Source organism: Paraburkholderia sp. BCC1884 (assembly GCF_900996225.1).
Classification (GTDB): Bacteria; Pseudomonadota; Gammaproteobacteria; order Burkholderiales; family Burkholderiaceae; genus Paraburkholderia.
Map to the genome: position 1 here is coordinate 277444 of NZ_CAAJGL010000079.1, position 23998 is coordinate 301441.

Below are 23998 nucleotides of genomic sequence, written 5' to 3' on the forward strand. Positions count from 1 at the left end.
TCCCGTGCGTCACTTTCAACAGGAACGATGATGCTCTTCGTACGCCCCAGCCGCCTCGCCGATCTCGACGCGCTCGAGCACATGGCGCGCACCGCGCAACCGGTGCTGCATTCGCTGCCGCACGACCGGCGCGCACTCGAAGCGCGTATCGCGCTGTCGGAAGACTCGTTTCGCGCCGAGGTCGATTTTCCGGGCGAAGAGTTCTATCTGTTCGTGCTCGAAGAGGCGCAAAGCGGCAAGCTGATGGGCACGGCGAGCATCGTCGCCGCGGCCGGTTATTCGGACCCGTTCTACGCGTTTCGCAACGACGCGCTGATTCACGCGTCGCGTGAATTGCATGTGAATCGCAAGATTCATGCACTGACCATGTCGCATGAACTGACGGGCAAGAGCCGGCTCGCGGGTTACTACATCGACCCGTCGTTGCGTGGCGATGCAGCCGCGCATCTGATGTCGCGAGCGCGGATGATGTACATCGCCGCCAACCGCAAGCGCTTTACCCCTGAGGTGTTCTCGCTGCTGCTCGGCGTCACCGATGAGAACGGCGTGTCGCCGTTCTGGGAAGCAGTGGGGCGCAAGTTCTTCGGCCGCGATTTCGCGGATATCGAAATCGAATCGGGCGGACGCAGCCGCACGTTCATCGCCGAAGTGATGCCGACCTATCCGGTGTATGTGCCGCTCTTGCCGGAAGCGGCGCAGCGGGTGCTCGGCGAGCCGGATTCCAAAGCACTGCTCGCGTACGACATTCACCAGGAAGAAGGCTTCGAGACGGATCGCTACATCGACATCTTCGATGCGGGTCCGGTGCTGACCGCGCAGGTGGATCGCAGCGCCTGTGTCACGCGCAACGAAACGCGGGTGGTGCACGACGCTGCTTCCGTGGCGCAGGGGTCGGCGTATCTGATCGCGCATAACGGTATCGGCGGCGAATTCCGCTGCGTGCTCGGCGAACTGGCTGCGGACAGAAGCGTCGGTGCGCCGCTGTCGCGTGAGACGCGCGCCGCGCTCGGCGTGACGGCCGGCGATGCGGTGCGCTGCGTGCCGCTGCATCAGCCGCAGGAAGATGACCAATCGGGAGAGGCACAATGATCGTCGTTCGCGTTGTGCAACGAGGCGATGTGGACGCGCTCATGCGGCTCGCGCAGGAAACTGGCCCTGGCCTCACCACCTTCAAGCCGGATCGCGACGCGCTCGCGGCCCGGGTGGAACGCGCGCGCCGCACCATGGAAGACAAGGCCGAACCGTATGAGGCCGGTTACTTCTTCGTGATGGAAGACACCGAGACCGGCGACATCGCCGGCGTGTGTGGAATCGAAACCGCAGTCGGCCTGCAACAGCCGTTCTACAACTATCGCGTGAGCACGGTGGTGCACGCGAGCCAGGATCTCGGCATCTGGACGCGCATGCGGGCACTGAACATCTCGCACGACCTGACGGGTTACGCCGAAGTGTGCTCGCTGTTCCTGAGCCCGCGTTATCGCACGAGCGGCGTGGGCGGTTTGCTGTCGCGTTCACGTTTCATGTTTCTCGCGCAATTCCGCGAGCGTTTTCCGCAGCGGTTGTGTGCGGAGTTGCGCGGCCATTTCGATGCGGAAGGCACCTCGCCGTTCTGGCGCGCGGTCGGCTCGCATTTCTATCAGATCGATTTCAATGCGGCGGACTATCTGAGTTCGCATGGCCGCAAGGCGTTTCTCGCCGAGTTGATGCCGCGCTATCCCGTGTATGTCGAGTTGTTGCCGCAGGAAGCGCAGGACTGCGTCGGCCTCACGCATAACGACACGATTCCCGCGCGTCGCATGCTCGAAGCGGAAGGGCTGCGTTACGAGAATCACGTCGATATCTTCGATGCGGGTCCGGTGCTCGAATGTCACATCGCCGATTTGCGCACGGTGCGCGAAAGCGTGGTCGTGCCGGTCGAGATCGCGAGTGCGTCGTCGGCCGCGCAGCAGGACGGACCGAAGTCGATGGTATCGAATACGTCGCTGGGCGATTTCCGCGTCGGCGCGGTGACGGGCGTGCCGCAGGACGGCGTGTTCCGTCTGAGCGCCGCCGAAGCCGCGGCACTCGACGTCAAGGCAGGCGAGCTGGTGCGCGTGCTGCCGCAGAAACACAAACAAGGATGATCATGAGCGAGCTTTTCATCGACGGCGAATGGGCCGCCGGCACAGGACCCGCATTCGCATCGCACAACCCGGGTACGGGCGCGACGGTGTGGGAAGGCCACAGCGCCTCGTCGGACGATGTGGATCACGCGGTGCGCAGCGCGCGCCGCGCCTTCGCCGCATGGTCGGCCTTGAGCTTCGACGAGCGTTGCGGCGTGCTGCGCCGCTTCGCTGCGCTCGTGACGGAACGCAAGGAAGCGCTCGCCGAAGCAATCGGCCGCGAGACCGGCAAGCCGTTGTGGGAAGCGCGTACCGAAGCGGCTTCGATGGCGGCGAAGGTCGAGATTTCGATTCAGGCCTACAACGAGCGCACCGGCGAAAAGCGTTCGGCGATGGCCGACGGAACCGCCGTGTTGCGGCATCGTCCGCATGGCGTGGTCGCTGTGTTCGGGCCGTACAACTTCCCGGGCCATTTGCCGAATGGACATATCGTGCCGGCGTTGATCGCGGGCAATGCCGTGGTGTTCAAGCCGTCGGAACTCGCGCCCGGCGTGGCGGCGCTCACCGTGCAGATCTGGCGTGATGCAGGGCTGCCCGCCGGCGTGCTGAATCTCGTGCAGGGTGAGAAGGAGACGGGCATCGCGCTGGCGAATCATCGGCAGATCGACGGGCTGTTCTTCACGGGTAGTTCGGATACCGGGACCTTGCTGCACAAGCAGTTCGGCGGCCGTCCCGAGATCGTGCTGGCGCTGGAGATGGGCGGCAACAATCCGCTCGTGATCGGCCCGGTAGCGGATATCGACGCCGCCGTGCATCACACGATTCAATCGGCGTTTCTGTCGGCGGGGCAGCGCTGCACCTGCGCACGCCGCATTTTCGTGCCGAACGACGCAATGGGCGACCGCTTCATGGCGCGCTTCACCGAAGTGACGTCGCGCATCAGCGTCGGCGAATATGACGCCGACCCGCAGCCGTTCATGGGCGCGGTGATTTCGGCACGCGCGGCTGCGCGTCTCGTCGCTGCGCAGGAACGCCTGCTTGCTGACGGCGCCAAGGCCTTGCTGAAGATGGAGCAGCGCGATCCGACTCTCGGCTTCGTCACGCCCGCGATTCTCGACGTCACGAACGTGACGAATCTGCCCGATGAAGAACACTTCGGGCCGCTCGCGCAGATCGTCCGCTACGGCAGTTTCAACGAAGCGCTGGAGCAGGCCAACGACACCGAATTCGGTCTCTCGGCCGGCCTGCTCGCCGACGACGAAACGCTGTGGACGCATTTTCAGCGCACTATCCGCGCCGGTATCGTGAACTGGAACCGGCCGACCAATGGCGCTTCGTCGGGCGCGCCGTTCGGTGGACCGGGCCGCTCGGGCAATCATCGCCCGAGCGCGTACTACGCCGCCGACTACTGCGCGTTCCCGATGGCCTCGGTCGAAAGCGCGCAACTGCAAATGCCCGCGAGCGTCTCGCCGGGCCTCCAATTCTAAGGATCGACGATGCAAGCCACTGAAGCCAATTTCGACGGCCTGGTCGGCCCGACTCATAACTACGCGGGTTTGTCGTTCGGCAACGTCGCGTCGCAGAACAACGAGAAGTCGGTGGCGAATCCGAAGGCGGCGGCCAAACAGGGCCTGCGCAAGATGAAGCAGCTCGCCGACCTCGGCTTTCATCAGGGCGTGCTGCCGCCGCAGGAACGTCCGTCGATGCGTCTGTTGCGCGAACTCGGTTTCTCCGGCGACGACGCGACGGTGATCGCGCGCGTGGCCAAAGACGCGCCCGAGTTGCTGGCCGCCGCGAGTTCGGCGTCGGCGATGTGGACCGCGAATGCCGCGACCGTGAGCCCGTCTGCCGACACGCAGGACGGCCGCGTGCATTTCACGCCGGCCAATCTGTGCAGCAAGCTGCATCGCGCGATCGAGCATGAATCCACGCGCCGCACCTTGCGCGCGATTTTTAGCGAAGCCGATCACTTTGCGGTGCACGAGGCGCTGCCCGGCACGCCGGCACTCGGTGACGAAGGCGCGGCGAATCACACACGCTTTTGTGCGGAATATGGCACCCGCGGCGTCGAATTCTTCGTGTATGGGCGCAGCGAATATCGTCGCGGACCGGAGCCGAAACGCTTCCCGGCGCGTCAAACGTTCGAGGCGAGTCGTGCGGTGGCGCAGCGCCATGGCTTGCAGGAAGCGGCCACGGTGTACGCGCAGCAGAATCCGGACGTGATCGACGCGGGCGTGTTCCACAACGACGTGATCGCGGTCGGCAATCGCAGCACGCTGTTCTGTCATCAACTGGCCTTCGTCGAACAGAAAGCCGTGTATGACGAACTGCGCTCGAAGCTGGTCGGATTGAAGTCCGGATTCAACGTGATCGAAGTGCCGGACGCGCAGGTGAGCGTGGCCGATGCCGTCACCTCGTATCTGTTCAATAGCCAGTTGCTAACGCGCCCGGATGGCAAGCAGGTGCTGGTGGTGCCGCAGGAGTGCCGCGAAAACGCGCGCGTGGCGGCGTACCTCGACGATCTGACATCGCACACCGGCCCGATCGACGACGTACTCGTGTTCGATCTGCGCGAGAGCATGAAGAACGGCGGCGGACCGGCGTGTCTGCGTCTGCGGGTCGTGTTGAACGACACGGAACGCGCGGCGGTCACCCAGGGCGTGTGGATCAACGACACCTTGTTCGGGCGTCTGGATACGTGGATCGAAAAACATTATCGCGACCGTCTCGCACCGGCCGATCTGACCGACCCGCACTTGCTGGTCGAATCACGCACCGCGCTCGACGAACTGACGCAGATTCTCGGTCTGGGTTCGCTGTATGACTTCCAGCGCTGAGCCCGTCATGCCGGTTTCGATGCTGGACGATTTTCTTGCCTGCACGCTCGCGGGCACGCGACCTGCCGTGAATGAACAGCAGGGCACCTGTGGCGACGGCATACGCTGGTCGTGGCTGGACGACGGCATCCTCATGATGGAGCCCGCCGCGCAAGCGGAAGGCACGCGCAGCGTGCTGGTCTCGGCGGGCGTGCATGGCGACGAGACCGCGCCGATCGAACTGCTGTCATATCTGGTGCGTGACATCGCGCAAGGCAAAGCGGCGCTGACGTGTCGCCTGCTCGTGATTCTCGGCAACGTCGACGCCATGCGCGACGCCTGCCGTTATCGCGACGACGATCTGAACCGGCTGTTCAGCGGGCGTCATCTGCAGGTGCCGGCCAGTCACGAAGCGCCGCGTGCCGTAGCGCTCGAACAGGCCGCGACGCGGTTCTTCGCGGCGGCGTCGAGTGAGCCCGGCGCGCGTTGGCATATCGACATGCACACGGCGATTCGCGCCTCGGCGTTCGAGCAATTCGCGCTGCTGCCGCATACCGGCCAGCCGTTGTCGCGCGCGATGTTCGAATGGCTCGGCGAGGCGCATATCAGCGCCGTGCTGTTGCACACGACCAGAGGCAACACGTATTCGCATTTCACCGCGCAAGCCTGCGGCGCCGAAGCGTGCACGCTGGAGCTGGGCAAGGTGAGGCCGTTCGGCCAGAACGATCTGACGCGCTTCATGGGCGCGGATGAAGCGCTTCGTCATCTGCTCGCAGGCACGAGCGGCCGGGCACCGACAAGCTTGCCGCGCGTGTTCACGGTGATCGACCAGCTCACCAAGCAAAGCGAGGCCTTCGAGTTGCTGCTCGCGGCGGACGTGGCGAACTTCACGCCGTTCGCCAAAGACACCGTGCTCGCGCGCGATGGCGAGTATTGCTATACGGTGAGTCACGAAGAAGAGCGCATCGTGTTTCCGAATGCGAAGGTCAAACCTGGTTTGCGCGCCGGCCTGCTGGTGATCGAAACCACTCAGGACACGTTGTCGAAGCTCGTTTGATCGCGGCCTTCTTCACGAGGTCATGGCGCTGCCTTCCGCCTTGCCGGAAAACGACACGAATTTGCACCTTTACCGTGCGTCGATTCGTGTCCGTGCAACCCTGCCGCCAGCAGCCGCCCACCGGGCGCGTCCGGTGAAGCCTGTACAATCGCCGCCTCGCGGCTGTTGCGCTGCACCACATCGGCCGCACGAGTTTGAATCGCATTTTTGGCGCGGCAATCATGCTTGCCCGGATTCGGCTCCGTCTTATTCAATACCGTAGAGGAACACCTGTAATGAAGATGAATTGGCGAAACATGGCTGCGCTCACGCTGTTCGCAACGGCGACGCTCGCGGCTGGCACGGCAACGGCAGCGGATATCAAGGAAGTGCGCTTCGGCGTCGAGGCCTCGTATGCGCCGTTCGAATCGAAGTCGGCAACGGGCGAGTTGCAGGGTTTCGATATCGATGTCGGTAACGCCGTCTGCGCGAAGCTGAAGGCCAGATGCGTGTGGGTCGAGAACTCGTTCGACGGCCTGATTCCGGCACTCGAAGCGCGCAAGTTCAACGCCATCAACTCGGATATGACCATCACCGAGCAGCGTCGTCAGGCGATCGATTTCACCGATCCGATCTACACGATTCCCAATCAGATGATCGCGAAGAAGGGCAGCGGTCTTCTGCCGACGCCGGCCTCGCTCAAGGGCAAGCATGTCGGCGTGCTGCAGGGCACGATCCAGGAAACGTATGCGAAGGCGCGTTGGGCGCCGGTGGGCGTCGACGTCGTGCCGTATCAGACGCAGGACCAGATCTATTCGGACCTCGCCTCGGGCCGTCTCGATGCGTCGTTCCAGGACGCCGAGGCCGCGTCGAAAGGCTTTCTGAAGAAGCCGCAAGGCGCGGGTTTCGATTTCGCCGGTCCGGCCGTCAGCGACGAGAAGCTGCTCGGCGCGGGCGTGGGCTACGGCATTCGCAAGAACGACAAGGCGTTGAAGGACGCGCTCAACCAGGCGCTGAAGGAATTGAAGGCGGACGGCACGATCGACCGTCTCGCCGCGAAGTACTTCGACGTGAAGGTCGTCCTGAAGTAAACCGTTGCACCCTGTCTGAAGCAGAACGGCCGCAATGATGCGGCCGTTCTGCATTTTGGAGCGTAGTTCAACGCGCCTTCGCCGCGGGCTGATCGAGGTAGTCGAACACCACTTCGCCGAGCCCGAGCGTGAGATCCGCGAGCAGATGACGCGCTTCGACGATCTCCAGCACCGGCAGTTCCGCGACCGGCGCGAGCGCGTGCGGCGCCAGTTCGAGCGCGGCCGGTCCGGTCCATGCGCCTTTCAGATCGATATCCTTCAGGTAGTAACGCACCAGTTCGCAGATGCGCGGCGTGCCGTCTACGTGCGGAATCACCTTGAGCAGGAAGTTCGGCGTTTCGAGCCGCTTCTTTTGCTGCGCGAGATCGAGCTGCCGATGCTTGTAGCCCATCGTGCCGGTGGCGATCCGTACCGGGCCGTAGTCGAGCGTGCCGACCAGCGTATCGGTATGGACGGACAGCACCGGGTTCGCGAGCTTCTTCGGAAACCCCCACAGTTCACGGCCGCCGGCAATCGGTGGATGGTCGTCCAGATACATGGCGAGCGTGTAGCCGCCTGCCACGCCGTTGTACGACACCGGGATCACCTGGCCGCTTTCGGTGTAGTCGCCGAAACCGGTCGAATCCGGCATGCGGATGAATTCGTAGTGCACGAGCGGCTCGCCGATTTCCAGCGGCTCGGGCACCACGGCGCGCAGTTTGTCCGGATCGGTGCGATAGGTGATGATCAGGAATTCGCGATTGATGAACCGGTAGGGGCCCATGGGGAAAGCCGGGCTCGTGATCGGCATCGCGAAGGCATTCGACAGCACGCTTTTGACGTCCATGTTTTTCCTTGGTGGTGAACACGCGGGGGGAACACTTCTGCACTGCACAAGAGTATCGTCGATTCGCTGATGGACCGCTTCCAGACCGCTCAGCAATTATTTCCAGATATTGCTTCACGGGCATGTCCGGGCGCGACGCGCTGAGCTAAAATCGCCGGGCACGTCGCAGGCGTCGCACGCTTCAGCACGGGCGATGCGCGCTATCAATGCGGCAAAAATTAAATACAGCAGTCAGCGCCAGGGCAGCGCTCAGGGGGACCCGCAATGACCACCATCGCAATCGAGAATCCGGGCCATGCAGGCGCAACGGACGATGCGCAATTGAATGCCAGCTTCGCGCGGCAGCCCATCCTGAATCGGGACGGCATGCTGTGCGGTTACGAGATCAAGGTACGCGCGCCGGCCTTGCCCGAATCGGCGCACGATGCCGAAGCCGGCGCGGCGCAAGTGGTTGAAGAAGACGCAGAGGCGAACTCCGCAGCGGCCGACGGCGCGGGCGCAAATCGCGCGCCCACGCCCGCGCAACGCGTGGCACGCGCCATTCTTCGCGGCCTCGTCGACAACAGCGTGCGCAGCGCGCTTACCGGCCATCCCGCGTATGTGGATGTGAGCCGCGAGATGCTGTTCGACGACGCGATCCTGCGTTTGCCCGCCGAGCGTTTCATGCTCGAACTGCTGCCGTCGATCGTGGTGGACGACGAACTCATCGCGCGCATCGTGCATCTGCATGGCCGCCGCTATCGCTTCGTGCTCGACGAGGTCGCGCAGCCCAACGAGACCTTCGCCAAACTGCTGCCCTACGCGGAGGTCGTCAAGATCGACGTGAAGCGTGCACCGGCCGCACTGCTGCCGAAACTCTCGAGCGTACTCAAGTCGGCGGGCAAGCTGTTGCTCGCCGCCGGTGTCGACGCGCAAACCGATTTCGAAGCGGCGCACGCGCTCGGCTTCGATCGTTTTCAGGGCTACTTCTTCGCGCGCGCTCATACCTCGTCCTCGCGCCGCGTCAGCGCGCCGCGCCATGCCTTGCTCAACCTGCTGCAATTGCTGGCGGGCGACCCAACCGTCGCGCAACTCGAGTCCGAACTCAAGCTGAATCCGGTGCTGGTGATGCATCTGATGAAGCTGGCCAATTCGAGCGGCCTCGCCGTGGGCCACAAGGTCACCACGCTGCGCGAAGCGATCACCGCAACCGGCACGAACCGCATCGCGCGCTGGACGCAACTGCTGCTCTACGCAGACGGCCGCAAGGTGGCGCTGGAGGACGATCCGCTACTGCAACTCGCGGCGACTCGCGCACGCTTCATGGAACTGGCGATCGAGCGCTTGCCCAACGCCGGACGCGACGAAGCCGACTCGGCGTTCCTGACCGGCGTGTTTTCTTTCGTCGACGCGGTGTTCGGTGGTTCCCTCGAAAGCACGTTGAGTGTGCTGACGCTGTCGCGCCAGATTCAGGCGGCAATCCTGCATCGCGAAGGCGCGTTGGGATTGCTGTTGAGCACGGTCGACGCATTGGAGCGCGGCGATTGGGATCAGGTTGCCGCATCGTGCGAGCGACTGCAGCCGCTGACGGTGGAAGAGGTCGCGCAGCTGGCATTGGCGGCGGGTGCCTGGGCTGGCGTGGCCGATCGTAGCGCCGAAGGCCTCGAGCGGATCGAAGACTGAACTTGCGGGCGTCGCGAGCAAGCGGCGCTCAATGAAAAACGCCGCTCGGGAGCGGCGTTTCGGAACAACGGGTACGGCATGCATGGCATGCTGGCCAACTCTACGTTCGACTTCGGGCAAATCCAGAGAAGAGCTGTGAGGCAGCGTGATCAGCGATCACGCCAGGTCTTCACATCGTCTCCATTTCCTGCATTTGCCCCAGGCCAAAAAAACGGCCGAGCTCCCTAGCCATTTCATTCAGTACCGCCATCTCTTTCTGCGAGATGCGCCTGGGCTCCTGCGTATGAGACCAGTCTCCGTAGAGCAGCGCCACCGTCTGATCGGTTTCGTCGACAACCGGCAGCAGCACGAAGGCGCGGGCGTCGTCGAACGATCGGCGGAACCATTCGGGTAGCCGCGCGACCATCTTCGGGTCGCGTGCGTTTTCGATGAAGATGCCCACCGAGTTCGCGATCGCGAGATGGAACACATCGGGCTCGAACGCGGTGTTGAAGGTCAGCTTGGGCAGCGCCGAGTCGATCTTCGGGCCGAGACCCAGGCGCGCCTTGAAGGTGCCGTTGCTGTGCTTGACGAACACGACCGTGCGCGCGAAGCCCAAGCCGGCCAACACGGTTTCCGCAGCCATCGCAAGGGCCGCCGCGAGCGGGCTGCCCTCGGGCAGGCCGCGCAGATCTTCCACGCCGACCGCGATGCGCGCCTCGGGGCTGAGCGCCTCGCGTGCGATCGCGTCCGCGTTGGCGCGCAACTCGGTGATCTCGCGCATCACGCCGTCGCCGCCTTCTTCGCGGGCGAGGGCGATGCTCATCTCGAGCAGCACCTCGGGGTCCGTGTTCAGCGCGCGGCTATATTCGCGCGCCAGTTCGGCGATCTTTTCCTCGCGCTCCCAGTCCGGCATGTTCTGCTGGGTGAGCACGTCGGCCACTGCCGTCGAGTAATTGGTGATGGCGCGCAGCCATTGCACCTGGCGCGGCTGTTCGACGTCTTGCGGGTCGAATTCGCCCATGCCCGAGCGGATCATGTCCGGCAGGCGCCAACGCACCGCGGCTTCGGCGCCGATTTCGTCGAAGGTCACGCCGAGCACCAGCACGCAGGCCTCGCTTTCGAGCGTGCCGTCGTCGATATGGCGGCGAATCTGGTCCCACTCGGCATCCAGATAGAACACCACCAGCAGCTTGCCGATCTGACGCATCAGCGTGCAGACGACGGCTTCTTCGCCGGCGCGCAGATCGCCGCGTTCGGTCAGCTTGCGCGCGACGCAGCCCGACAGCAGCGTGCGGTTCAGTTCGAGTTTTGCGTCGATGCGGCGTGGTGCGCTGTGATGGAAGTGGTCGACGATCTTCAGACCGACCACGAGGTGGCCGACCGCGTCCATGCCGAGCACCATCAGCGCGCGCGAGACGGTTGTGATGTTGCCGCCGAACGCCATGTACATGGCCGAGTTGGCGAGGCGCAACACCTTTTGCGTCAGCGCGAAGTCGGACAGCACCACCTGCACGAGGCCGGTGAAGTCGAGGTCGTCATTGTTCATCGCCGCCATGGTGGTGCGCAGCGACTGCGACAGCATCGGAAAATCGCCGCGCTCGCTCATTCGCGTCCAGAGCCGGTCGAGCACCGCCGCCTTTACCATGTGAGTCCCGCCAAAGCCATACATGTTCCAATGAATGCCACGCCGGTCTGCGACCGGCTTGTTCCGCGGCGGTGGAGCTGTGCCTGCATCGTTACGCGGTGTGCAAGTGAAGCGTGCGCGCTTCGAAACGCTGCGCGAGTTCGTCGGAAGGCAATGCCTTGCAGACGAGCCATCCCTGAATATGGTCGCATCCCATCTCGGTGAGCAAAGCGCGTTGTGCTTCGGTTTCGACGCCCTCGGCAACCAGTTCGAGATCGAGTGTTTGCGCGAGTCCGACGACCGCGCTAACGATTGCCTGATCGTTTCGCGAGGTTAGCAGATTCTCGACGAAACTCCTGTCGATCTTTAATTTAGCCAACGGGAATCTTTGCAGGTACGCCAGACTCGAGTAGCCGGTGCCGAAGTCGTCGACAGCAAAACGGATGCCCATCGCCGTCAATTCTTCGAGTAGTCCCTTGGCGTGCGCCGGATCGTGCATCAGCAGACTTTCGGTGATCTCGAACACGAGGCGGCGCGGGTCGATGCCGGTCAGCGCGATCGCTTCGCGCACCGAGTCCTTGAAGCGCGGATCGCGGAACTGCTGCGGCGAGACATTCACCGCCACGTATTGCAATTCGATGCCGCGTGCATCCCACTGGATCAGTTGCATGCACGCAACCTTCAATACCCAGTTGCCGAGGAAGTTGATCAGACCGATCGACTCGGCGAGCGGAATGAACATCGACGGCGGCACGAGGCCATGTACCGGATGCAGCCAGCGGATCAGCGCCTCGACGCCGACCACGCCGTGTGTGCGGCTGCTCGTGATCGGCTGGAAGTGCAGCGAGAACTCGCCGTTGCGCACGCCGTCGTACAGATCGGCTTCGAGCTTCAGACGCTCGGCGTCGGCAGGGTTGTCGTCCGGGACGTAGAAGGCGAGCGTGTTGCCGCCCGCCGCCTTGGCTTGCAGCAGCGCGTGGTCGGCCCAGCGCAGCAGGTGCGTGTCGTGGGCGTCGGTGTCGTTGGCGTGGCGCACGTCCGGATAGAGCGCAATGCCGATGCTCGCCGACAGGTGCACCTGCTGGCCGTTGAAGACGTAGGGCTGCTGGATCGCGGTCAACAGGCGCCGCGCCAGGGTTTCGGCAGCCGCGGCCGCATCGGTGCGGCTGGCGGCGGGCTTGATCAGAATCGCGAACTCGTCGCTTGCCACGCGCGCCACGGTCTCGCCGGGGCTCGTCATATTCAGCAGACGCCGCGAGGTGTCACGCAGCATCTCGTCGCCGGCGTCGTAGCCGAGCGCGCGGTTCACGCGCTGATAGTCGTCGATATCGAGCAGCAGCAGCGCGGCGGGCGTGCCGTGCACGTCGGCCTGGCGTTGCGCGTCCAGCAATGCCGGGAGCAGCGCCGACTGGTTGGCCAGGTTGGTCAGGCGGTCCAGATGCAGCGCCTGGGTGAGGCGTTCCTCGGTGGCGCGCCAGGCCGACACGTCGAAACCGGCGATCGCATAGCCGTCGATGCCGTCGTGGCTGCTGTGCACCACGCGCAACTCGACGGTGATCGGGTAGGTCAGCGACTTGATCAGGCCGATGGTGGCCTTCTCGACATTGCCGGAGGCCGCGGCCAGCGACAGCAGCGCGTCGAGGCGCGGCACGTCGGCCGGCGCCACGAGGTCGTGCAGCGTGATCGTCTCGAGGTACTCGCGGTGGTAGCCGATGAAGCGCAGGCTGGCTTCCGACACGTAGACGAAGTGCAGCTGGCCGTCGACGTGCGCCAGCAGATCGACTGCGCCGACCGCCTGTTCCAGTTGCGCGGTCCGGCGCGTGCCGGGCTGCGGTTTGTCTTCCACGCGCCGGCCGAACGTACGCAGCCGGTCCATGACCGTGCGCAAGGAGCCCCGGCGGGGCGCGGTGATCCTGTTCGCTTCCATGTTTGTCGCTGGCAACCTGTATTCGTCTGCAAGCAGGGCGGCTCGGGCGCCCCAGATCAGGGCGGTCGAGGGGTATCAGGCCGCCCCATCAGAACGAGATAACGACCGGTGCCGGAAAATCTTTAGCGACTACTGCAAAAAACACCCGGTAATGAAAGCTTCGGGGTTCCAGCGGCGACCAGGGCGCGATTCGGTTAAAGTGAGGCGGCCTGGTGTCCGTTAATAGGACATACGTGTTGTGCAACATCGGCAATCGAGCCGGCGTTGCGTGGCTTTTCCGAATACTTGCACCGATGATCCATGTCTGAACGCCAATCTGCGAGGGCCATCCCCGGACTCGAGGTGCACGACTCATCCGCCGAAGACGCCGAACCGGGGTCCGCGGCTCAGTTTGTCTACCTGGGCCGCCAGCCGATCCTCGATCGCGACGGCGCGCTCTACGCCTACGAGCTGTTGTTTCGTGCCGGTGCGCACAACTATGCCGAGGTCACCGACGACGCCCAGGCGACGGCCCAGGTCGTCGCGCGCGCGATCGGTGGAATCGGCGTGCCGGCCGTGCTGGGCGTGCACCGGGGCTTCGTCAACATCGACCGGGCGCTGCTCTTCAACGACATCGTCCATCTGATGCCGCCCGAGCGCTTCGTGCTCGAAATCCTCGAAACCGTGAAGTTCGACGCCCTGCTGGGCCGCCGGCTGGCCGAATTGCGCCGCGCGGGCTTTCAGGTGGCGCTCGACGACGTCACCGCGCTCACGGACGAGTTGATCGAGATGCTGCCGTACGCGGATATCGTCAAGGTCGATTTTCTGCAGACCGACCGCAAGGCTCTCGCCAAGCTGGCTTCGACCCTGCGCGGGCATGGCAAGACGCTGATTGCCGAGAAGGTCGAGACGCGCGAGGACTTCACTCTGGCGCGCGAACTCGGCTTCGATCTGTTCCAGGGCTACTTCTTCGCCCGGCCGCAGGTGCTGGTCGCGCCGCGCAACCGCTCGCCGCGTCCGGGGCTGTTGCGGCTGCTTGCGCTGCTTTCCCGCGATGCCGGCATCGTCGAGCTCGAAGCGGAGCTCAAGCTGAACCCGAGCGTCGTGGTGCAATTGCTGCGGCTCGTGAATTCGAGCGCCTTCGGACTGGGACGCAATATTGCGTCGCTGCGCGAGGCCATCATCGCGACTGGCACGCGGCAGATTGCGCGCTGGGCGCAGCTGCTGCTCTATGCGGACAGCGGCGACTTGCCGTGGCGGGCCGATCCGCTGGTGGAGCTGGCCGGCACGCGCTCGCGCTTCATGGAACTCGCGGCCAACTGGCTGCGGCCGTCGGACGACGATTTTGCCGACGCCGCTTTCATGACCGGGATTTTTTCGCTCGTCCATGTGGTTTTGGGCAGTACGCCGGCGGCGGTGCTGGACAAGCTCGGCCTCGCGCCGCAGATCCGCGACGCAATCGTCGCGCGCAGCGGCGAACTGGGCATTCTGCTGCGGCTTGCCGAGGCGGCGGGCGAGGGTGTCGACGCCGCGGCCATCGCGGCCGGACCCGATGCGCCCGCCGGCTTCAATGCCTTCACGCCGGATGTGCTGGCCGAGCTGAATCTGTCGGCGGCGGCCTGGTTTGGCGCGCATATCCAGGAAGTGGCGGCCTGACGTGTCGAGCACGGCGCGCGGGTCGCGATGGTCGCGGTGGTCGCGTTGGTCATTTTGTTCCGCCTGCATCTTTCGAGCGGTTTCACACGTACTTGATGAGTACGTGGTCCAATAGCGCAAGTTGCGAACCCGGGCGTCCAGTTGGGCGACGCGGTTCGTGGCACATGGGACGAACTGCGTGCATCAACGCTCGGAGGAACATCAGATGAAAAAGACATTTATGCCGGTGGCGCTCGCTGCTGTGGCGTCGCTGGGCTTCGCCCTGTATTCGTTGACGGCCTCGGCCACCCTGAAACCGGGCGACAGTGCGCCGACCTTCACCACGCAGGCGTCGCTGGGCGGCAAGACCTACACCTATTCGCTCGCCGATCAATTGAAGAAGGGGCCGGTCGTGCTGTACTTCTATCCGGCCGCCTTCACCAAGGGCTGCACGATCGAAGCGCACGAGTTCGCCGATGCGGTGGACGAATACAAGAAATATGGCGCGACGGTGATCGGCGTATCGCACGACAACATCGACACCTTGACGAAGTTCTCGGTGAGCGAATGCCGCAGCAAATTCCCGGTGGCGGCGGATGCCGACTCGAAGGTGATCGGCGCGTACGACGCCGGGCTGCCGATGCATGCGCCGATGGCCAATCGCGTGTCGTATGTGATTGCGCCGGACGGCAAGATCATCTATGAGTACACGAGCCTGTCGCCGGAGAAGCATGTCGAGAACACGCTCAAGGCGGTGAAGGAGTGGGCGGCGGCGCATCCGCAACAGTAAGAGCTGCCTGGCGAGCGGCGGCGCATTTTCCGCAATGGTTTTTTGCGGTGAGGGAGGGGCATCGCGCGTGCTAGGCTGAGTTTTTTTGCCTTGTGAGCTTTGCGATGCCGATTCTGGTTGCGTTGATTGCGCTGATCGCGTTGGTGTATGGCGCGGTGCGGGCGTTTTATGCCTTGCAGGCGGCTTTCGGGCTGGGCGTGGCGGTTGGTGTGGCGGTTCTTGTCGGACTGGCTTTGATTGCTGCTGCGGTTTGGTGGTGGCGGCGGCGCCAGGCTGTTGCATCGAATATCCGCGATGGCGATTGGACGCATGAGCTCAAAGGAAGCTGGGGAGCGGTTCGGCTTGCTGCCGGTAAACGGCTTTGTGAGGTTCGGCTCGGGGAACAGCGGGGGGCTTATATTTTTGCCGATCTGCTGGGGGCTGAGGTGCAAGGTGACGGCGGGCAGTGGAGGGTCGCTTTGAAGGTCAAAGATCCCAGACATCAAGTGTGGGATTTGCCGATGCGGAATGAAGGGCAGGCTAAGCAGTGGAGGCGGATTTTTATGCTTGCTGCGGAGCAGAAGTTGTAGGAAAGGCCAATACTGAAGGACCTCAGCCAGGCGCCGCCCCAGCAAAAAACCGCACCTTAAACCGCCGCCGCCCGCCCGCGCCGCGCCTTCCTTCGCTCCCACCTCACACGAATCCGATCCATATAAAGATAAACGACCGGCGTCGTATAGAGCGTGAGCATCTGACTGACAATCAACCCGCCCACGATGGCAATCCCGAGCGGCGCCCTCAGTTCAGCGCCTTCACCCCGCCCGAACGCCAGCGGCAAAGCGCCGAGCAAGGCCGCAAAAGTCGTCATCATGATTGGCCGGAAGCGCAGCAAACAAGCCTGATAAATCGCATCCCGCGACGACAAACCCTGCCGCGAAGCTTCAATCGCAAAATCCACCATCATGATCGCGTTCTTCTTCACGATCCCGATCAGCAGAATCACCCCGATCAGCGCGATGATGCTGAACTCCGTCTTGAACAGCAGCAGCGCCAGCAACGCCCCCACCCCCGCCGACGGCAGGGTCGACAGAATCGTCAACGGATGGATATAGCTCTCGTACAACATGCCCAGCACGATATACACCGCCGCCAGCGCAGCCAGAATCAGAATCGGCTGATCGGACATCGACTGTTGAAACGCCTGCGCGGTCCCCTGGAAACTGCCGTGTATCGTCCCCGGCATGCCGATTTCGGCCATCGTGTCGTAGATCGCCTGAGTCGCCGTCGATAGCGACACCCCCGGCGGCAAATTGAACGAAATCGTCGACGCCACGAACTGGCTCTGGTGACTCACCGACAACGGCGTATTCCCCGGCCCGAAGCTCGCGATCGCCGACAACGGCACCATCGTCTCCTTCGCCGTCGACACCGCCGAGCCCGACGACGCGCTCGACTTGCCGCTCGCCGCAATCGAATTGATCGCCTGATTGCGCGCGGAATCGGCGGCGATGCTTGCCGCGCTCGAAGCCGTCGTGCCCGCCGTGCCGCCCGTGATCGCGCTGGTCGCGGGCGAAGCGGCCGCTGCCTTTGTCGTGACCGTGCCCGCCGGCGCATTCGTCGTCTGCGCGCCGCTCGCGCTGCCGCCCGAGGTGCTGACGTAGATCTGGTTCAGCATGTCCGGGCTTTGCCAGTACTTCGGCGCGACTTCCATCACGACGTGATACTGGTTTAGCGGGTTATAAATCGTCGACACCTGACGCTGGCCGAACGCGTCGTACAAGGTGTTGTCGATCTGCGCCGGCTTAATGCCCAGACGCGAGGCGGTGGCGCGGTCGATCGTCACCATCGCTTCGAGACCGCCTTGCTGCTGGTCCGAATTCACGTCGGCGAGTTCGGGTCGTGCCTGCAAGGCGTCGGTGAGTTTCGGCCCCCACTTGTAGAGATCGGGGGTCGAGTCGGCCAGCAGCGTGAACTGGTACTGCGCGTTCGATTGCCGTCCGCCGACGCGGATGTCCTGCACCGCCTGCAGGAAGGTCCGGGCGCCTGCTACGTCGCCGAGCGGGGCGCGCAGTTGCTGGATCACTTCATCGGCGGAGAGCTTGCGCTCGCTCTTTGGCTTGAGCGTCACGAACATGAAGCCGGAGTTGGTCTGCCGGCCGCCCGTGAAACCGGCCACACTGCTCACGGAAGGATTCTTGCCGACGATGTCCATCATCTGCGCGAACTTGCCCTTCATCGCCTGGAACGAGGTGCTCTGGTCGGCCTGAATCCCGCCGATCAGCCGCCCGGTGTCCTGCTGCGGAAAGAAGCCCTTCGGCACGATGATGTAGAGCCAGACGTTCAGGCCGATCGTCAGCAGAAGAATCGTCACGATCAGACGCGGATGCAGCAATGCCCAGCCGAGCGTGCGCTCGTAGCCGCGCTGCATCGACGCAAAGCCGCGCTCCAGCCAGCGGCCGAAGCGGCCTTCTTCCTTTTGCTCATGCCGTTCGCGCAAGAGGCGCGAACACATCATCGGCGTGAGCGTGAGGGAGACGATCAGCGACACGGCGATCGCGAGCGACAGCGTCAGCGCGAACTCGCGGAACAGGCGCCCGACGATGCCGCCCATCAGCAGAATCGGCAGGAACACGGCGACCAGCGAAATGCTGATCGACATCACCGTGAAGCCGACCTCGCGCGCGCCGAGGAAGGCGGCTTCCATGCGCGGCACACCGTTTTCGATATGCCGCGAGATGTTTTCCAGCACCACGATCGCGTCGTCGACCACGAAACCGGTCGCGATGGTCAAGGCCATCAGCGACAGGTTGTCGATCGAAAAGCCCAGCATGTACATGGCGCCGAAGGTGCCGATGATCGAAATCGGCACGGCGATACTCGGAATCAGCGTGGCGCGCCAGTTGCGCAGGAACAGGAACACCACCATCGTGACCAGCACGACGGCGATCAGCAGCGTGCGCTCGGTGTCCTTGAGCGACGCGCGGATCGTCGTGGAGCGATCCGCGGCCGGCGAGATGTCGACGTCGGCCGGCAGCGATGCGTGCAACTGCGGCAACATCTCCATTACGCGATCGATGGTGTCGATGATGTTCGCGCCCGGCTGACGATACAGAATCACCAGCACCGAGCGCTTGCCGTTGAAGAGGCCGAGGTTGCGCAGGTCTTCGACCGAATCGACTACTTCGCCCACGTCCGACAGTTTCACTGCCGAACCGTTGCGATAGGCGATCACGAGATCCTTGTATTGCGACGCCTTGCTCGCCTGGTCGTTGGTGTAGATCTGTACGCGGTTCGCACCGAACTCGATCGAGCCTTTCGGACTGTTCGCGTTGGCGGCGGCGAGCGCGGCGCGCACGTCTTCGAGACCGATGCCGTAGTGCGAAAGGGCGTTCGGTTCCAGTTCGACGCGCACCGCCGGATTGGCCGAGCCGCTCACGTCCACTTCGCCGACGCCGTCTACCTGCGAGAGCGACTGCTGCAGCACGGTGGCCGCCGAGTCGTACAACTGGCCGGCGGTCAGCGTCTTCGACGTGAGCGCCAGAATCAGGATCGGCGCGTCGGCCGGATTGACCTTGTGATAGGTCGGGTTGCTGCGCAAGCTCGCCGGCAGGTCGGCGCGGGCGGCGTTGATGGCCGCCTGCACATCGCGCGCGGCACCGTCGATGTCGCGGTTCAGGCCGAACTGCATGGTGATGCGCGTCGAGCCGACCGAGCTCTGCGAGGTCATTTCGGTGACGTCGGCAATCGAGCCGAGATGCCGTTCGAGCGGACTGGCCACGCTGGTCGCCACCGTGTCCGGGCTCGCGCCCGGCAGCGAGGCCTGCACCGAGATGGTCGGGAAATCGACCTGTGGCAACGGCGCGACCGGCAGTTTGGTAAACGCGAACACGCCGGCCAGCGCAATGCCGACCGCCAGCAACGTGGTGGCGACCGGGCGGGAGATAAACGGACGCGACAGGTTCATCGCTCAGTTCCCTGCGTCGGTGGCGGGCGGCGTAGCATCGTTGGACGATCCGCCTCGATTGAAGCGCTCGCGCGCGCGGCGGCCCAGCGAATCGAACGCGAGGTAAATCACCGGCGTGGTGAAGAGCGTGAGCAACTGGCTCACGATCAAGCCGCCCGCAATGGCGATACCGAGCGGCCGGCGCAGTTCGGAACCCGCGCCGGTGCCGAGCATCAGCGGCAGTGCGCCGAGCAGGGCGGCGAGGGTGGTCATCAAAATCGGCCGGAAGCGCAACAGACACGCCTGGTAGATGGCTTCACGCGGCGCCTTGCCTTCCTCGCGCTCGGCATAGAGCGCGAAGTCGATCATCATGATGGCGTTCTTCTTCACGATACCGATCAGCAGCACGATGCCGATGATGCCGATGATGTCCAGATCGTGTCCGGTGATCAGCAGCGCCAGCAACGCGCCGACGCCCGCCGAGGGCAGCGTCGAGAGAATCGTGATCGGGTGGATGAAGCTCTCGTACAGCACGCCGAGCACGATATACATCGTGACGATCGCCGCCAGAATCAGGAACAGTTCGTTCGACAGCGACGCCTGGAACGCCAGCGCCGCGCCCTGATACCGCGTCTGGAACGACGCCGGCAGGGCGATGTCCTTCTCGGCCTGATTGATCGCCTTGACCGCCGCGCCGAGCGACGAGCCGGGTGCGAGGTTGAACGACACCGTGGTGGCCGGGAACTGGCTCAGGTGCGTGACCAGCAGCGGCGCGGGTTTCTCGATGAAGCGCGCGATCGACGACAGCGGCACCTGGCCGCCCGTCGAGGTGGACGAGGGCAGGTAGATCGAATTCAGCGAGTCGGTGTAGTGCTGCATCGACGGCTGGGCTTCGAGGATCACGCGATACTGGTTCGACTGCGTGAAGATGGTCGAGATGATGCGCTGGCCGAACGCGTCGTAGAGCGCGCTATCCACGGTAGCCGGCGTGATGCCGTAACGCGACGCGGTGGCGCGGTCGATTTCGATGTAGACCGATTGGCCGTTGTCCTGCAGATCGGTCGCGACGTCGGCGAGTTCAGGCGACTGCTTGAGCCGGTCGATCAGCTTGGGCACCCACGTCGTGAATTCGCCGATGTTCGGATCGGTCAGCATGAATTGATACTGCGTCGGGCTCACGGTGGAATCGATCGTCAGATCCTGCACCGGCTGCATGTAGAGCGAGGCGCCCGGAATATGCGCGACATCCCGCTGCAACTGGCGGATCACGTCGCTCGCGGTGTTGCTGCGGTCGTCGCGCGGCTTCAGGTTGATCAGCATGCGGCCGCTGTTCAACGTGATATTGCTGCCGTCCACGCCGATGAACGAGGTCAGGCTTTCCACGTCGGGATTCTTCAGGATCTGCGCGGCGAGTTCCTGCTGACGCTCGGCCATCGAGGCATAGGAGACCGACTGCGGCGCCTGCGTGATCGCCTGGATCACACCGGTGTCCTGCACCGGGAAGAAGCCCTTCGGGATAAATACGTACAGCACGCCGGTCAGCACCAGCGTGAGCAGCGCGACGAACAGGGTGGAGCGTTGCCGGTCGAGCACCCAGGTCAACGCTACGGCGTAGCGTGCGATCACCCAGTCGATCGAACGGTGCGCTTTGGCCTCGAAGCGGTGGCTTTCATGCGGCGGCGTGTGGCGCAGCAGCTTCGCGCACATCATCGGCACGAGCGTGAGCGAGACCACCGCCGAGATCACGATGGTCACGGCCAGCGTGATCGCGAATTCGTGGAACAGGCGGCCGACCACGTCGCCCATGAATAGCAGCGGGATCAGCACGGCGATCAGCGAGACCGTCAACGAAATGATCGTGAAGCCGATCTGCTTCGAACCCTTCAGCGCGGCTTCGAGTGGGTCTTCGCCTTCTTCCACGTAGCGCGCGATGTTCTCGATCATCACGATCGCGTCGTCGACCACGAAACCGGTCGCGATGGTCAGCGCCATCAGCGACAGATTGTCCAGCGAGAAGCCGCACAGGTACATCACGGCGAGCGTGCCGATCAGCGAGAGCGGCACCGACAGACTCGGAATGATGGTCGCGTAGACGTTGGCGAGGAACAGGTACATCACCAGCACCACCAGCACGACCGACATCGCCAGTTCGAACTGCACGTCGCGCACGGACGCCCGGATCGTGGTGGTGCGGTCGGTGACGATGCGCACGTCGAGCGCGGCGGGCAAGGACTGCTGCAACTGCGGCAACAGCGCCTTGATGCTGTCCACCACCTGGATCACGTTGGCGCCCGGCTGGCGCTGCACGTTCAGGATGATGGCGGGCGTGCCGTCGACCCACGCGCCGAGCTTGGTGTTTTCCGCGCCCTGCACGATAGTCGCGACGTCGGTCAGCATTACCGCGCGGCCGTTCTTGTAGGCGACCACGGCGCTCTTGTACGCGTCGGCGTCGGTCAGCTGGTCGTTGGCGTTGATCGTGTAGTTGCGCGTCGGGCCGTCGAAGTTGCCCTTCGGCGTGTTGACGTTCAGGTTCGAGATGGTGGTGCGCAAATCGTCGAGATTCAGGCCGTACGCGGCGAGCGCGCGCGGGTTCGCCTGAATCCGCACGGCCGGGCGCTGGCCGCCCGACAGGCTCACCAGACCCACGCCCGCCACCTGCGAGATCTTCTGCGCGAGACGCGTGTCGGCCAGATCCTGCACCTGCGTGAGCGGCATCGTCTTCGAGGTGATGGCGAGCGTGATGATCGGCGCGTCGGCCGGATTGACCTTTGCGTAGATCGGCGGCGCGGGCAGGTCGGAGGGCAACAGGTTGCCCGCTGCGTTGATCGCGGCCTGGACTTCCTGTTCGGCGATATCGAGCGGCAGGTCGAGACTGAATTGCAGCGTGATGATCGAGGAACCGGCCGAACTCTGCGACGACATCTGGTTCAGCGACGGCATCTGCCCGAACTGTCTTTCGAGCGGCGCGGTGACAGACGACGTCATCACGTCCGGACTCGCGCCCGGATAGAAGGTCTGCACCTGGATGGTCGGATAGTCGACTTCAGGCAACGCCGAGAGCGGCAGGAAGCGCAGCGCGACGAGACCGACCAGCATGATCGCCGCCATCAGCAGCGCGGTGCCGACGGGACGCAGAATAAAGGCGCGAGAAGGATTCATGCAGTAAGTGCCGTGCCTTTATTGCGAGTCTTGCGACGCGTGTTTGCGACGATGTCCACGTGCGCCGGACGCGCCGGAAGCCGCTGCCGCGCCGCCGGCACTGCTCGCGCCGTGTGCACCCGAAGCGCCGCGCGGACGGTCGGCCGGAACCGTGATTTTGGCGCCTTCCTTGAGGCGGTCCGAACCGTCGATCACCACGCGCTCGCCGACCGCGAGACCCGACTTGATGCTGGTGCGCTCGCCATCCACGGGACCGATCTTGACCGGGCGCACGGTGACGGTGTTATCCGCCTTCACGACGTACACGAACTGACCCATCGAGCCGTTCAGCACGGACGGCGTCGGCACGATCACGGCGTCCTTGATCGTATTGACCAGCAAACGCGTATTCACGAACTGATTCGGGAACAGCAGGTTCTTCGGGTTCTGGAAAATGCCGCGCAGCTTGACCGTGCCGGTGGTGGTGTCGATCTGGTTATCCAGCGTCTCGAGCATGCCGCCTTCGAGCGAGGTCGTGTTGCTGCGGTCGTACGCCGTGACCGACAGCTTCCCGCCGCCCTGGGTCTGCTGGATGATCTGCTGCAGGTTGTCTTCGGAGGTGGTGAAGATCACGCTGATTGGCTGCAACTGCGTAATCACGACGATGCCGTTGGTCAGGCTCGGCGTGACGTAGTTGCCCGGATCGACCTGGCGCAGACCCACGCGGCCCGACGTCGGCGCGGTGATGCGCGCGTACACGAGGTCGAGCTTGTAGGTATCGATATTGGCCTGGTCGGACTTCACCGTGCCTTCGTACTGGCGCACCAGCGAGGCCTGCGTATCGACCTGCTGGCTCGCGATCGAGTCTTGCGCGAGCAGCGTCTGATAGCGCTTCAGATCGAGGCGGGCAGTTTGCAGCAGCGCCTGGTCGCGCGCGAGCGTGCCTTGCGCGTTTTCAAGCGAGATCTGGTAGGGACGCGGGTCGATCTGGGCGAGCACGTCGCCTTTCTTGACCATCTGGCCTTCCTGGAAATACACCTCCTGGAGGATGCCGCTCAACTGCGGCTGCACGGTGACGTTGGCGAGCGGCGTGACCGTGCCGAGTGCGGTCAGCACGACAGGCATTTCGCCTTGGGTCGCGGTGGCCACGTGAACGGGTTGTGCCATGTTGGCGAGGTTCGCGTTGCCACGGCGACCGGTGTGGCTGCCGCTCGCGCCGCCTGCCGCCGAAGCGCCGCTGGCGCCGCCGCCGGGGCCGCCCCACGGGTGCCAGCGCCACAGCACCACGCCGAGAATGACCAGTGCTGCAACGATCAGTGCGATGTTGCGTCCGCGATGCCGCTTCACCGCGCCCGCCGCGGGTCCAGGCGTGGCGCCGCCGGACGAGCTATTGGACGTTCTGGAGGCCGGAGCGGCGGGGCGAGAATTTTCCGAATGCTTTTGTTGTTCGTCCATCGGTTCGGTCTGG

At 64.1% G+C, this 23998-nt stretch carries 16 protein-coding genes; 10 read left to right on the top strand and 6 right to left on the bottom strand.

Translation table 11 applies throughout. The features are described 5' to 3' along the window. Nucleotides 1-30: 30 nt before the first annotated feature. The 6 genes from aruF to FQ705_RS16705 all read left to right on the top strand — a co-directional run bounded on the left by aruF (nucleotide 31) and on the right by FQ705_RS16705 (nucleotide 7045). Nucleotides 31-1089 (top strand): arginine/ornithine succinyltransferase subunit alpha, encoded by a 1059-nt coding sequence (gene aruF / locus FQ705_RS16680; RefSeq protein WP_144142968.1) that lies wholly within the window; start codon nucleotides 31-33, stop codon nucleotides 1087-1089. After that, complete coding sequence (astA, locus tag FQ705_RS16685) at nucleotides 1086-2123, top strand: arginine N-succinyltransferase (RefSeq protein WP_144142970.1); 1038 nt, start codon at nucleotides 1086-1088, stop codon at nucleotides 2121-2123. Before aruF ends, astA begins: the two co-directional genes overlap by 4 nt. A gap of 2 nt (nucleotides 2124-2125) precedes the next feature. After that, a complete protein-coding gene (astD, locus tag FQ705_RS16690) occupies nucleotides 2126-3589 on the top strand; it encodes a succinylglutamate-semialdehyde dehydrogenase (protein ID WP_144142972.1) in 1464 nt (487 codons plus the stop codon). Between the two features lie 9 nt (nucleotides 3590-3598). Then, nucleotides 3599-4939, top strand: a complete 1341-nt coding sequence (astB, locus tag FQ705_RS16695; RefSeq protein ID WP_144142974.1) for an N-succinylarginine dihydrolase — start codon at nucleotides 3599-3601, stop codon at nucleotides 4937-4939. Beyond that, a complete protein-coding gene (gene astE, locus FQ705_RS16700) occupies nucleotides 4923-5975 on the top strand; it encodes a succinylglutamate desuccinylase (protein ID WP_186307886.1) in 1053 nt (350 codons plus the stop codon). Before astB ends, astE begins: the two co-directional genes overlap by 17 nt. A 275-nt stretch (nucleotides 5976-6250) precedes the next feature. After that, a complete protein-coding gene (locus tag FQ705_RS16705) occupies nucleotides 6251-7045 on the top strand; it encodes an ABC transporter substrate-binding protein (RefSeq protein WP_144142976.1) in 795 nt (264 codons plus the stop codon). A gap of 67 nt (nucleotides 7046-7112) precedes the next feature. Here FQ705_RS16705 and FQ705_RS16710 read toward each other — a convergent pair whose 3' ends face one another. After that, nucleotides 7113-7871 (bottom strand): acetoacetate decarboxylase, encoded by a 759-nt coding sequence (locus FQ705_RS16710; protein WP_144142978.1) that lies wholly within the window; start codon nucleotides 7869-7871, stop codon nucleotides 7113-7115. 264 nt (nucleotides 7872-8135) lie between these two features. Here FQ705_RS16710 and FQ705_RS16715 point away from each other — a divergent pair, with 264 nt between their 5' ends. Beyond that, complete coding sequence (locus FQ705_RS16715) at nucleotides 8136-9533, top strand: EAL and HDOD domain-containing protein (RefSeq protein ID WP_144142980.1); 1398 nt, start codon at nucleotides 8136-8138, stop codon at nucleotides 9531-9533. 169 nt (nucleotides 9534-9702) lie between these two features. Here the strand turns inward: FQ705_RS16715 and FQ705_RS16720 are convergent, their stop codons facing one another. Both FQ705_RS16720 and FQ705_RS16725 read right to left on the bottom strand, forming a co-directional pair. Then, entirely contained in the window at nucleotides 9703-11160 is a 1458-nt protein-coding gene (locus tag FQ705_RS16720; protein WP_144142982.1) for an HDOD domain-containing protein, read from the bottom strand. Nucleotides 11161-11251: 91 nt separating this feature from the next. Further along, the gene (locus FQ705_RS16725) at nucleotides 11252-13066 is read right to left on the bottom strand and encodes a putative bifunctional diguanylate cyclase/phosphodiesterase (protein ID WP_144142984.1); all 1815 of its coding nucleotides are present in this window, start codon (nucleotides 13064-13066) and stop codon (nucleotides 11252-11254) included. 300 nt (nucleotides 13067-13366) lie between these two features. Between FQ705_RS16725 and FQ705_RS16730 the strand changes: the two genes are divergently transcribed. The 3 genes from FQ705_RS16730 (at nucleotide 13367) to FQ705_RS16740 (ending at nucleotide 16039) form a co-directional block, all read left to right on the top strand. Further along, on the top strand, nucleotides 13367-14701 hold the full coding sequence (locus FQ705_RS16730; protein WP_144142986.1) for an EAL and HDOD domain-containing protein: 1335 nt from the start codon (nucleotides 13367-13369) through the stop codon (nucleotides 14699-14701). A 205-nt stretch (nucleotides 14702-14906) separates the two neighbouring features. After that, nucleotides 14907-15470: a peroxiredoxin gene (locus FQ705_RS16735; RefSeq protein WP_144142988.1), complete on the top strand. Its 564-nt coding sequence runs from the start codon at nucleotides 14907-14909 to the stop codon at nucleotides 15468-15470. A gap of 104 nt (nucleotides 15471-15574) precedes the next feature. Further along, nucleotides 15575-16039 carry a hypothetical protein gene (locus FQ705_RS16740; RefSeq protein WP_144142990.1) on the top strand — a complete coding sequence of 155 codons (465 nt, stop codon included), beginning with the start codon at nucleotides 15575-15577 and terminating at the stop codon, nucleotides 16037-16039. A gap of 56 nt (nucleotides 16040-16095) precedes the next feature. On the opposite strand, the gene FQ705_RS16745 is transcribed toward FQ705_RS16740, so the two are convergent. From FQ705_RS16745 to FQ705_RS16755, 3 genes are read right to left on the bottom strand one after another with little or no spacing between them, the layout of a single operon-like run. Then, entirely contained in the window at nucleotides 16096-19413 is a 3318-nt protein-coding gene (locus tag FQ705_RS16745; RefSeq protein WP_144142992.1) for an efflux RND transporter permease subunit, read from the bottom strand. A 3-nt stretch (nucleotides 19414-19416) separates the two neighbouring features. After that, entirely contained in the window at nucleotides 19417-22551 is a 3135-nt protein-coding gene (locus FQ705_RS16750) for an MdtB/MuxB family multidrug efflux RND transporter permease subunit (protein ID WP_144142994.1), read from the bottom strand. Between the two features lie 18 nt (nucleotides 22552-22569). Beyond that, nucleotides 22570-23985 (bottom strand): MdtA/MuxA family multidrug efflux RND transporter periplasmic adaptor subunit, encoded by a 1416-nt coding sequence (locus tag FQ705_RS16755; RefSeq protein ID WP_144142996.1) that lies wholly within the window; start codon nucleotides 23983-23985, stop codon nucleotides 22570-22572. Nucleotides 23986-23998 lie beyond the last annotated feature (13 nt).